The sequence below is a fragment of the Phocaeicola sp. RTP21198st1_B8_RTP21198_201120 genome, assembly GCF_040929485.1.
GTDB classification, from domain to species: domain Bacteria; phylum Bacteroidota; class Bacteroidia; order Bacteroidales; family Bacteroidaceae; genus Phocaeicola; species Phocaeicola dorei.
Genome location: NZ_JBCOCI010000104.1, coordinates 1 through 13,045 on the forward strand (window position 1 = coordinate 1; position 13,045 = coordinate 13,045).

A 13,045-nucleotide genomic window follows, 5' to 3' on the forward strand; every position below is an offset into this window, starting at 1 on the left:
GCAAAATCCTGAGCAACTTTTTGTTGCTCAGGTACTTAAAAAGTTTAATTTATAATAGTGTTGCGGAATTAAGGATTTATATTTTTTCATCTTCCAGACATATAATAACTTATTGATTTTCAACCATCCACAACTAATCCCTACTTCCTCCCTTAACATATAGTAAGATAAATACATGAAACAAAGATTGAAAGGATTTTTTTACAATTCTTAGTCTTCATGAATACGAGAGCCTTATATGGCCTCTTAAAAAGATTGACAAACGATAAGACACTTCCCACAAAATATAAAGCGCATATTTATAGAGAACTATAAAGACTACATAGAATGCCATATAGAATCTCTTACCTGAAACTAAGGCTTCTCATACAGCCACAGAGCAACCGTATGAAAAGCCTTAACCAAACTGAAATTGCTTATCAATTGAGCAATTTGGGAAGTATTTGTACCTGATTAATGAGCAATTTGCGTATATTTGTTGTTGTTAAACAGAAAAGATAACATTCATGAGAACCAGACATCACATATTTTCCCAATTGCATCCCGGTAAAAGTATCCTTTGTTCATGCTGCATGGCACTGATAGTGTGCCTGTTTACCGCCTGTGACAGTAAACAGCCCACTTCCAGAAAACCGACCCTGACTGTCACCCTGGAGCCCTTGCGCTATTTCACAGAAACCATTGCAGGCGATAAATTCAAGGTAGTCAGCATGGTTCCGAAAGGAAGCAGCCCCGAAACCTACGACCCTACCCCCCAGCAGCTGGTCAATCTGGATAAGAGTATCGCCTACCTGCGCATAGGCTATATCGGTTTTGAACAAGCCTGGATGGATAAACTGACCACGAATGCCCCTCATCTGAAAATATTCGATACTTCAAAAGGGATAGATGTCATACAGGAAGCAGGATACAACCACGGTGACCATCATCACGAAGGGGGGATAGAGCCTCATATATGGAACTCCGCACGCAATGCCTCAGTAATCGCCCGTAATATCTACGCCGCCCTGAGCGAACTGGACAGTGCAAACGAGCCCTATTACAAACATCGTTTGGACAGTCTGCAACAAATTATCGCACAGACAGACACGGAAGTTCGTGACCGACTACAGAATGCCGACACCACTTTCCTCATCTATCATCCGGCACTCAGTTATTTTGCCCGGGACTATGGATTGAAGCAAATCAGCATTGAAGAAAGAGGAAAAGAACCCTCGCCCGCCCATCTGAAAGAATTGATAGAAACCTGCCGCCGGGACAATGCCCGGGTTATTTTTGTCCAGCAGGAATTCGATACGCGCAATGCCAGACTGATAGCAGATGAATTGGGGATTACCGTTGTTCCCATCAATCCGCTAAGTTACGAATGGCAGGAAGAGATGATTAATGTAGCAAAAGCACTTGCCAAATAATACAGCCTTATGACGAATCCCATTATACAACTTACAGACATTTCCGCTTCTTACGATGAGAAAACAGTGCTAAGCCATATCAACCTCACCGTATATGAGCATGACTTCCTAGGTGTAATAGGTCCCAATGGTGGTGGAAAAACCACATTAATTAAAATCATACTAGGATTACTAAAGCCTATTTCAGGCACAATCCGTTTCTATAAAAATGGAAAAGAAATACCCGAGATAGCCATGGGATACTTACCACAATACAACAGTATTGACAAGAAATTCCCCATTTCGGTGTACGAGGTGGTATTATCAGGGCTCAACAAGCAGAAATCCCTGTTCCACCGCTACACTCCCGAACAGCACGAACTAGTGAACCGGATTATTGCCCGCATGGGATTGGAAGGTTTGGAAAGCCGTGCCATCGGCGAACTGAGCGGAGGACAACTGCAACGCGCGCTCTTGGGACGCGCCTTGGTTTCAAATCCTGAGGTTGTCATTCTGGACGAACCCAATACCTACATTGACAAACGGTTTGAAGCCAAACTCTACTCCCTGCTGGAAGAAATCAACAAGGAACGGGCCATCATCCTGGTAAGCCATGATATAGGCACTGTGCTGCAAAATGTAAAAACCATAGCGTGCGTCAACGAAACGCTGGATTATCATCCCGATACGGAAGTACCCACCGAATGGCTGGAAGAGCATTTCGGATGCCCCATCGAACTGTTAGGACATGGAAACTTCCCTCACCGCATCTTGAAATGCCATCATCACGACGAATAAATCCGATTATCGTGACCTAAGTCTTTTCATGCGACAGGTTAAGCCCTATCCACCTTATCATTAAGCATTTTCTTACGGCAGACTTCTACAGTCGCCGGCAGTGCTCCGTACAGTCCATTGCAACAGACCGTACGGACCACTATAGCAGACTGTACAGTCCACTGTAGCGGTCTATACTAGTTTACCGTATAAAAGACCTTAACCTAGCCATTAATCAAGCTTAATCATAGAGTAGAAAAAGGTTAGGAATCCAACGATTCCCTCCATCTGCACAAACTGAAATTTCAGAACACAGCATACAAACCAGCAATAAAACATAGAAATTCCGTTAAGGACTGAAAGAAACATTTTCTGCCGCATCCCCGAAGGATAACACTAAATAACAGACCATTGTACCCCTATTCCAACTTTCTTTCGTATCTTTGCGCCCATTGAACGTTAACGAAACAATAATATATTCATGAAACAGTACAAATTAGTCAACAACCTGGTGGGTTGGTTCGCTTTTGTCATCGCAGCTTTTACTTACTGTATGACTATAGAACCGACAGCCAGTTTCTGGGATTGCCCGGAATTTATCACTACCGGATATAAATTAGAGGTAGGTCACCCGCCCGGCGCACCTTTCTTTATGCTTACCGCCAACTTATTCAGCCAATTTACAAGCGACCCCAGTCAAGTAGCCAGAATGGTCAATACCATGAGCGCTCTGATGAGTGCGGCTTGTATCCTATTCCTTTTCTGGAGTATAACCCATCTGGTGAAAAAACTGATATGCCCCGATGACAAGGAGATGACCTTAGGCAAACTCATCACCATTATGGGGTCAGGACTGGTAGGAGCCTTGGCTTATACATGGAGCGACACCTTCTGGTTCAGTGCCGTAGAAGGTGAGGTATATGCTTACTCCAGTCTTTTCACCGCAGTAGTCTTTTGGTTGATTCTAAAATGGGAATCCGTTGCCAATGAGCCTCACAGCGACCGCTGGCTGGTTTTGATTGCTTACCTGACCGGACTTTCCATCGGTGTGCACTTGCTGAACTTATTGTGTATTCCGGCCATTGTACTGGTGTACTATTATAAAAAGAATCCCGATGCTAACCTCAAAGGCAGTCTGTTGGCACTTACAGGCTCCATGGTGTTGGTTGCAGCAGTGCTGTACGGTATCGTGCCGGGCGTAGTAAAAGTGGGAGGATGGTTCGAACTGCTGTTCGTCAACAGTTTCGGTATGCCTTTCAACAGCGGTCTGATTGTATATATCATTCTACTCGCCGCATCCATTATCTGGGGTGTTTACGAAAGCTATACGGAAAAGAGCCGCAAACGCATGAATATCTCCTTCATGGTAACTATCGCCATGCTGGGCATCCCCTTCTATGGCTACGGATGGAGCAGCGCCTTGATAGGCATTATCATACTAGGAATCTTGGGCGTTTATCTGTTTGCTGATTTGAACAAGAAATATCAGATTAGTGCACGTACTTTAAATACCTCTTTGCTGTGCATCATGATGATTATGGTAGGATACTCCTCGTACGCATTGATTGTGATTCGTTCTACCGCCAATACTCCGATGGACCAGAATTCTCCGGAAGACATTTTCACTTTAGGCGAATACTTGGGCCGTGAGCAATATGGAACCCGTCCTTTGTTCTACGGACAGACATACGCCTCCAAACCGGCACTGAAAGAAGTGGACGGAGGATGCGTATATGATGTGACGGAAGGCGCTCCCGTGTATCAACGGAAGGAGAAAGCGACTCCCGATGAAAAAGACAGCTACGAAATAGTGCGTCATAAGACCGATTACAAATATGCACAAAATATGCTCTTCCCACGCATGTACAGCGACGCACACGCACAGGCCTACGAAGACTGGCTGGGCGGCATCAAAGGCGTGCAGGTTCCTTACGACCAGTGCGGACAGATGGTGATGGTGAAAGTCCCGACCCAATGGGATAACATCAAGTTCTTCTTTATCTACCAGTTGAACTACATGTACTGGAGATATTTCATGTGGAATTTTGCCGGACGCCAGAATGACATACAGGGACAAGGTGAAATAGAACATGGCAACTGGATTACCGGAATACCGTTTGTGGACAAGTTCCTGGTGGGCGACCAAAGCCTGCTCCCCTCCGACCTGAAAAACAACAAAGGACACAATGTATTCTATTGCCTGCCGTTGATTCTGGGACTTATCGGTCTGTTCTGGCAGGCTTACAAGACAAGACGTATCACGACTCCCAATGGGGAAGAAATAGAAGAACCAGTAGGTATCCAGCAATTCTGGATCGTATTCTTCCTATTCTTCATGACTGGTCTGGCCATCGTACTTTATTTGAACCAGACACCGATGCAGCCCCGCGAACGTGACTATGCATACGCAGGTTCATTCTATGCATTTGCCATCTGGATAGGCATGGGTGTGGCGGGTATTGCCCAATGGCTGCAAGGCAAACTGGGTGAGAAACCAGCTTCCGTCATTGCAACTGTAGTTTGTCTGTTCGTACCCATCCAGATGGTGAGCCAGACCTGGGACGACCACGACCGCAGCAACCGTTATGTGGCACGCGACTTTGGACAAAACTACCTGAGCACCGTACAAGAAGAAGGTAACCCGATTATCTTTACTAATGGTGACAACGATACTTTCCCCTTGTGGTACAACCAGGAAACGGAAGGTTTCCGCACCGATGTACGTGTATGTAACCTGAGTTACCTGCAAACGGACTGGTACATCGACCAAATGAAGCGTCAGGCATACGACTCTCCGGCAGTACCTATCGAATGGAGCCGTCTGGAATATGTACAGGGGCATAATGAAGGAGTGGCTGTACGACCGGAAGTGATGGAAAGCATCAATAACTTCTACAAGCAGAATCCGGAAGAAGCCGCCAAGGAATTCGGAGACAACCCGTATGAATTGAAAAATATTCTGAAATACTGGGTACGCTCACCCAAAGAAGGTTTACAGCTGATACCGACGGACAGCATCGTCATCAAGCTGGACAAGGAGGCTGTGAAACGCTCGGGCATGATGATTCCCGACTCCCTGCATGGTGAAATCCCCGATTATATGAGTATCTCCCTGAAAGGCAAACGTATGCTGTACAAGAGCGAGCTGATGATGCTTGAGATGCTGGCAAATACCAACTGGGAACGTCCGTTGTACATGGCTATTACGGTGGGTAGCGACAATCATCTGAATTTAGGCAACAACTTCATGCAGGAAGGTCTTGCCTACCGCATCACTCCGTTCAACACCACCCAGCTGAACGCACGCATCGACAGCGAGAAAATGTACGACAACCTGATGAACAAGTTCAAGTTCGGAGGAATTGACAACCCGGATATCTACATTGACGAAACTGTGATGCGTATGTGCCAGACTCACCGCCGTATGTTTATACAGCTGGCTACTCAGTTGATAAAAGAAGGCAAGAAAGATAAGGCGTTGAAAGCCCTTGACTACTGTTCGGAAGTAATCCCAAGCACTACCGTGCCCCACGATTACATCATGAGCAGTTCCAAAGAAATGGCCGATGATTATCTGGCGTTAGGTGAAAAAGAGAAAGGTGAGGCTATTCTGAATGATTTGGCAAACAAATCGGTGGAATACATCACCTGGTACCTGAGTCTGAATGACCAACGTCTGCAAGGTTCATACGAGGACTGTCTGCGCAATTTCTATATTCTGGATGAAATCAACAAGAGCCTTGCCCGCGCAAATGCTGCCGGCGGTGTACAAGGTGAAGGCGAACAACAGAATAAATCGGATATGGCAAGCCACTATGCCAAGAAGTTTGAAGAGCTCTATGAGGTGTTCAACAAACGTGTAGGCGGCGGAGCAGGCAGAAAGTAAATAAAAGGTGTGGATTCTGCGGTGAATCCACACCTTTATATTTGTATAACCAACAAAAGCACACACATTCATGTTTATAGAACAACCCCCGCTGATACTCCGCTGGCTTTATCCACGCGCCTTCTGGCGAATGGACAAGAATGAAAAAGCGGTCTATCTGACTTTCGATGACGGGCCGATTCCCGAGATCACACCGTGGGTACTCGATTTATTAGACAAGTACAATATTAAGGCTACCTTCTTTTTGGTGGGCGACAATGTGCGCAAGCATCCCAAGGAATTCCAGATGATTGTAGAACGAGGACATCGTTTAGGAAATCATACTTTTAACCATATCCGGGGATTCGAATACCGAAGCAAGAATTATCTGGCCAATACGGACAAAGCAAACGAACTGATCCATACCAACCTGTTCCGTCCGCCACATGGCCACATGCGCTGGATGCAGTACATGGTGCTGCGCCATAAGTATCAAATAGTGATGTGGGACTTAGTAACCCGTGACTATAGCAACAAGCTGAATGGGAAGCAGGTACTGAGGAAAGTAAAACATTATGTGCGGAATGGTTCCATCATTACTTTCCATGATTCCATCAAGGCAGAGAAAAACATGAAATATGCCTTGCCCCGGGCCATAGAATGGCTGCTGGAACAAGGCTATGAGTTCAAGGTATTTGACTGATAAGGCCAAATACCTTGAGTTATTTACTTAGTATATGTAAATCCCAGTTTATTCAACCCATTCTGTACATCGGGATGGCTCATAAACAGTTTCCATAACAATCCCGAACGATAATTCTCTATCATCACTGCTATAGGGCCCTGGTCAATAGCCAGATAACGTTTCGGATACCAGTTATCCGTTTCACTGAAAGCATCATAAAAGCCATACGGGCCGAATACTTTCTCACCCATTCCATACAGATGACGCATTACCTGCAAAGAATATTCAGGAGTATAGACAATAGAGGATAAAGCGGCAGTCGGAGAAATCACTCCCAAATCTTCTTTCTCATTAGGAGCGTGTGCCGCATAACCGTTTACCGAATAACTGGCAGTCAATCCCCAACAATCCGGGCCAAAGCCGGTATAATGCTTGGGATTACGGATGCAGTAGGCACGGTTGACCAAGGTAAGATTACGCATTTCATTGAAATAACTGGGACAATATTTATCCTGCAAACCATTGGGATTCATGCCCAGAAAAGAATATTGCGCCCAGAACAACGGTCCTGCTTCCGTACCCTGATAACGAAGATGTAATTTAATCCCCTCTACCGTATGAGGAGAAACAATCTGTCCATTCTGTGCCCAGCCCTCATTATAAACCGTGGCAGGTATCCCATGAGTAGGAGAAGCAGCAGCCAGAATATACATAATCATACATTCATTGTATCCATGCACCGGAAAGTTCATGGCCCAGCCCTCTGTGGGGCTCCAATGCCAATAAAGCACATTTTGCCCGTTCTGACGGTAAAAGTTCCAGTCTACCTCACGCCACAATTTATCAATACGTGCCGCCAACTCTTTTTCATCCGAAGTGCCATTTACATAATATTGATGCACAGCCAGCAAGCCTTGCATCAAAAAAGCAGTTTCCACCAAGTCACCGCCATTATCTTTGGAACCGAAAGGCAATACTTTGCCTGTCTCACCATTCCACCAGTGAGGATAAGCCCCATGAAAACGGTCGGCTTTCTCAAGGAAAGTCACAATCTTGTCCATTCTTTCGAGCCCTTCCTGCCGGCTCACATAGCCCCGGTCTATACCGGACAGAATAGCCATGATGCCAAAACCACTTCCTCCCGAGGTTACCACCTCGGGTCCTCCTGCGGGATATACATTATCTATATGATAACGCTCACGAGCCATACCGCTATAAGGTTCGCCCCCCTCCCAGAAATATTGGAAAGTACGACGCTGGACAGTATCCATCAAAGCATCATCGGAAAGCGTGTCGGACGCCGATGCCGGACGCTTGTCAGAAGAAGCTGCCGGCTTGTTTTTACAAGCCAGCAATGAGAAAAGCAGCAACACCGCTGCACATAAGGGAATTCTTTTCATTTTTTCACAGGTTTAGGTTAGTGCAGCACAAATGTTGCTGTTTTCACATGCTGGCTGTCCGTACCAATCATCAAATCGAAAGCTCCGGGTTCGGCCACGTATTGTAACTCGTAATTATAATATTTCAATAAATCGGGAGTAATCTTGAAGGTTATCTCACGGGATTCACCTGCTTTCAGGAATACCTTTTGGAAACCTTTCAGTTCTTTTACAGGACGGGTACTTTCAGCTACTTTGTCACGGATATACAACTGCACTACTTCCGCACCATCCCTGCTTCCTGTATTTGTCAGTATCACTTTAGCTGTCAGACTTCCGTCCATAGGCATTGAAGTACGGTCCAACGTAATATCTCCATAGTTGAAAGTAGTGTATGAAAGCCCATAACCGAATGGATAAAGCGGTTCGTTGTCCACATCCAGATAGTTGCTACGGAATTTCTCAAACCATTTCCCTTCGTGCAGCGGACGTCCGGTATTCTTGTGGGCGTAGTACAAAGGAATCTGCCCCACATTCTTCGGGAAAGTCATAGTCAGTTTTCCACTTGGATTAATAGCGCCAAAAAGTACGTCACCAATAGCATAAGCAGCTTCGCTACCTCCAAACCATACGTTCAGAATCGCAGGAACATGAGCCTGTTCCCACTCCAACGTCAGCGGACGTCCGGTGAAAAGTACCAAGACTACAGGTTTTCCAGTTTTTAGCAGTTCCTTCAACAAAGTACGTTGTACATCGGGGATATCCAGTGAAGTACGGCTGCTGCTTTCACCGCTCATTTCTGAAGATTCGCCCAAAGCAGCTACTATGACATCGGCTTTCTGAGCTACCGTCAATGCTTCTTGCAACAGTTGGGCATCGGTACGGGCATCCCGATGAAGGCTGCGCCCGAAGAGAGTCGCCCGTTCTTCATAGGCGGCATCACTGGTCAGATTGCTGCCTTTAGCGTATAAGATGGTAGCTTTTCCGGCAGTCATCTCTTTCAAACCTTCTATCAGTGAAGGGGATTTATCCAGTATAGCGGCCACGCTCCAAGTTCCGGGCATATTGGTACGAGTATCTGCCAACGGGCCTATTACGGCAATATTACCCTGCATCTTCAAAGGAAGTACAGGTTGCACTGTGCTTCCGGACGGATTCGATCCTGCCCTATCGGTAGAAGGTTCGTTTTTCAGCAAGACAAAGCTTTCTCCGGCAATACGGCGGGCTACGGCACGGTGTTCCGGAGTGAAGATATCACGTGCGGGACGTTTCAGATCACAATATTTATAAGGATTGGCAAATAACCCTAATTTATACTTTGCCTCCAGAATAAGACGACAGGCAGTATCAATGGTCTGCATGGATACCTTTCCTTCCTGCACCGACTGTTTCAATGTTCCTACAAAAGCATCGCTCACCATGTCCATATCTACTCCGGCATTGACAGCACGGGCAGCTACGGTTTGCAAATCACCGATTCCATGGTCTATCATTTCATAGATTCCGGTATAGTCCGTCACCACAAAGCCCTGAAAGCCCCACTGGTTACGCAGCACATCAGTCATCAACCATTTACTGGCTGTAGCCGGAATGCCATCCACTTCATTAAAGGAAGCCATCACACTACCCACTCCGGCATCAACAGCTGCCTGATAGGGGAGCATGTACTCATTGAACATGCGTTGACGGCTCATATCCACCGTGTTATAATCGCGTCCGGCCTCGGAAGCTCCATACAAGGCGAAATGCTTGACACAAGCCATTATCTCATCATTGCGTTTCATCTGGCCGCCTTGATAGCCACGCACCATGGCTTTAGCTATCTCAGCACCCAGGAACGGGTCTTCCCCACTCCCTTCCGAAACACGTCCCCAACGAGGATCCCGGCTAACATCTACCATCGGACTGAAAGTCCAGGAGATACCATCCGCACTGGCCTCAACGGCCGCAATACGGGCCGATTCCTCAATGGCTTTCATATCCCAGGTACATGACAAGCCTAAAGGGATGGGGAAAATCGTTTCATAACCATGAATCACATCCATACCAAACAGTAGAGGTATCCCCAGACGGCTCTCTTTCACAGCCAGTTCCTGCACATCCTTGATACGGGCAACTCCTTTCAAGTTAAACAGTCCTCCTACTTCACCCCGTTTTATACGGGCTGAGATATCGCTGCTCTTTGCCTGTCCCGTAGTGATTTCACCGGTAACGGGCAAGTTCAACTGGCCTATCTTTTCTTCCAAGGTCATCTTTTTCATCAAATTATCAATGAAACGATTCATATCCTGAGGTGATTTCTGCGCATGCACACTCAGGGTGGCAAATAGCAGCATGGGAGCCACTTGCTTCATTCTTTGAAATATTCTATTCATCATCTTAAATAATGTGCTAATGTGTCAATGTACTCATAAGCCTATTGACATATTGAATAATTATAAATAATCAGGATTCTGTTTCAGCACTCCTTTCGACTTGTCTATTTCATCCTGCGGTATAGGCAAAAGTGCATTCTTCGGTTGATAATTCAACTTACCTGCCGCATGAAGAACTTGCTCGGCGATTCCCCAACGTACCAAATCATAGAAACGGTCGAATTCCAGTCCTAATTCCACCCTACGCTCGTGTCGGATTGCTTCACGCAATACCGATTGGTCCAAAGAAGTAATTTCAGGTAGTATATCCGGATTACCGCCACGCGCACGGGCACGCACCATCTCCAAATCCTTTTGCGCTTCCGAAGTATTACCTAACTCGTTTGCTGACTCCGCTGCCATTAAAACGACATCCGAGTAGCGGATCAGCCGGATATTCACCCAAAAGCCTTTATTGGTAAACTCCTGGCGCAATGCCGGATTGGTATAGGCTTTCTTGTTGAAGTAAGCACCTTCTGCCTGCGACACCGGGGACTCTCCGTATGGCGTATTGGTATTCTCCGGAGTAACAGGGTCGGAATCACTCTTACGGAAATAAAGCAAGGTGGCATCCTTACGGGGGTCACCAGGCTCAAAAGCCTCCGCCATCAGTTCGGTAGCCATGTGCCATCCCCAACCCAAATCCCATTTTCCGGAACCACGAATCCCCTGTACTTCACAGAATTGGCTTCCTATCTTATCACTTTGCGGCAAGGCGGCCGTAGACAAGCACTGCAACTCAAACACCGAACCACCGCTGTTCTCTCCCTCGTCAGTAAAAATCTTATCGTAAGGGGTATCCAGATTATAAATTTCTTTTCCCATTACATCCGAGGCTGCTTTGTACATATTCTGCCAATCATTGCGCATCATATAGGTACGGGCATGCAGGGAACGGGCAGCTCCCCACGTCAGACGTCCCAAATAGGCAGCCGGCCACTGTTCGGGAAGCAAATCTTCCGCATCTTTCAAGTCCTTGTCTATCTGTTCATAAATTTTGTCTACCGTTGTTTTGGGTACATTAGCCTCCGAAGCTTCATTTACCTTAAAGGTAACCAATGGAACCTCCCCGAAGGCTCGCACTAAATTAAAGTAACAGTAGGCACGGAAAAATAACGCTTCTCCTTTATTATAGAGGTCATTCTCTTCTGTCAGATGACCGGTCTCAATGGCATCCACCACCTCATTGCATTGATAAATAATCGCATAATTCTGACTCCAATAGGCCTTTATCAACCCATTGCTGGCATTGTACTGGAAATCATCATACATTGCCGCCTGTTCCGACCCGTCGCTGGAAATACTTCCTTTCTCCGAATCTTCGGAACGGAAACAATGAATAGCGAATGCGGGAGTTCCTGCAGTAATATTGAAATTACGCATCATGGTATAGATGTTGAATATCTTTCCTTCTGCCAATGCACCGGGATTATCATCCTCCGTGAACTGACCTTGAGGACTGCGGTCAAGGAAATCATTACAACCGGTAAAGGCCAGGATTCCTCCAATCGCCCAAATGTATAGTATATATTTACTTCGTTTCATAATCAATCAAAATGTAATATTGAGTCCAAATGTATAAATCGCAGGTACCGGATAACTTCCATTATCCACACCAAAAGCAATGGCAGAACCACCAAACTCAGGGGTGTAGCCGGTATTATGTTTCCAAGTTTTCAGGTTCTGAATATTGAAATAGGCTTTCAAAGCCTTCAAACCGATTTTGGATATCAGGGCCTTATCAAAAGTATAGCCCAATTGCAGGTTACGTATACGGAAGAAACTGCCGTCTTCTACATAATACTCCGAATTTTCAAAGTTAATGGCATGACCGGTATTTAGGACAGGTTGTGTATTGGATGTACCTTCGCCGTGCCAACGGTCCAGACGCTGCTCCATATAGTTGAACTGCGCCCAATTGTAATTGTCCCAAGTACGGTAAATCTGATTACCGCTTTGTCCCATCATGTCAATACCCAGTTCCCAACCTTTATAGGAAACACCTAATGAGATTCCATAGGTAACATCCGGAGTAGGATCACCAATCAAAGTACGGTCTGCCGGTGTAATCTCACCATCCCCATTCACATCGGCGAACTTCAAATCACCGGGAGTCACTGTAGCCAGTGTATTCTTGGGTGAAGCATCAATATCGGCCTGTGACTGATAAACACCATCTACCTTATATCCATAGAAGAAACCGATGGGATAACCCGCCATAGTATAGCTCTGGCTCTTGTCTCCGGCAATAATGGAATAGCCGTCTTGTACCAGACTCTTCACCTTATTCTTGATAGTAGTCAGGTTGACTCCCACATTATACCCCCAATCGCCAATCTGATCCCGCCAAGTGGCAGACAATTCCACCCCTTTATTCTCTATCTGTCCCAGATTTCCTATTCCGGGAATGGTTCCGGAAAGTCCGGGAACCTTTGCCAGCAAGTCCTTCGTATTCTTTTTATCCTTAATTCCGCAACACTATTATAAATTAAACTTTTTAAGTACCTGAGCAACAAAAAGTTGCTCAGGATTTT

7 protein-coding genes and 1 pseudogene are annotated in these 13,045 nt (G+C 45.9%); 4 read left to right on the forward strand and 4 right to left on the reverse strand.

Annotated elements, in window-relative coordinates; genetic code table 11:
- Positions 1 to 506 precede the first annotated feature (506 nt).
- The 4 genes from AB5935_RS21825 (at position 507) to AB5935_RS21840 (ending at position 6,736) form a co-directional block, all read left to right on the forward strand.
- Positions 507 to 1,412 (forward strand): metal ABC transporter solute-binding protein, Zn/Mn family, encoded by a 906-nt coding sequence (locus tag AB5935_RS21825; protein WP_038612103.1) that lies wholly within the window; start codon positions 507 to 509, stop codon positions 1,410 to 1,412.
- Positions 1,413 to 1,421: 9 nt separating this feature from the next.
- Positions 1,422 to 2,189 (forward strand): metal ABC transporter ATP-binding protein, encoded by a 768-nt coding sequence (locus tag AB5935_RS21830; RefSeq protein WP_007834113.1) that lies wholly within the window; start codon positions 1,422 to 1,424, stop codon positions 2,187 to 2,189.
- A gap of 460 nt (positions 2,190 to 2,649) precedes the next feature.
- The gene (locus AB5935_RS21835; RefSeq protein WP_007854751.1) at positions 2,650 to 6,054 is read left to right on the forward strand and encodes a DUF2723 domain-containing protein; all 3,405 of its coding nucleotides are present in this window, start codon (positions 2,650 to 2,652) and stop codon (positions 6,052 to 6,054) included.
- A gap of 70 nt (positions 6,055 to 6,124) precedes the next feature.
- Complete coding sequence (locus tag AB5935_RS21840; protein WP_007834116.1) at positions 6,125 to 6,736, forward strand: polysaccharide deacetylase family protein; 612 nt, start codon at positions 6,125 to 6,127, stop codon at positions 6,734 to 6,736.
- Between the two features lie 23 nt (positions 6,737 to 6,759).
- Here AB5935_RS21840 and AB5935_RS21845 read toward each other — a convergent pair whose 3' ends face one another.
- The 4 genes and pseudogenes from AB5935_RS21845 to AB5935_RS21860 form a co-directional block, all read right to left on the reverse strand.
- Complete coding sequence (locus tag AB5935_RS21845; RefSeq protein WP_038612106.1) at positions 6,760 to 8,118, reverse strand: glucoamylase family protein; 1,359 nt, start codon at positions 8,116 to 8,118, stop codon at positions 6,760 to 6,762.
- A 17-nt stretch (positions 8,119 to 8,135) separates the two neighbouring features.
- Entirely contained in the window at positions 8,136 to 10,451 is a 2,316-nt protein-coding gene (bglX, locus tag AB5935_RS21850; protein WP_117596052.1) for a beta-glucosidase BglX, read from the reverse strand.
- Between the two features lie 81 nt (positions 10,452 to 10,532).
- Complete coding sequence (locus AB5935_RS21855; protein ID WP_038612109.1) at positions 10,533 to 12,056, reverse strand: RagB/SusD family nutrient uptake outer membrane protein; 1,524 nt, start codon at positions 12,054 to 12,056, stop codon at positions 10,533 to 10,535.
- 6 nt (positions 12,057 to 12,062) lie between these two features.
- Positions 12,063 to 12,983, reverse strand: a pseudogene (locus AB5935_RS21860) (SusC/RagA family protein); the annotation flags it as partial.
- Positions 12,984 to 13,045: the final 62 nt, after the last annotated feature.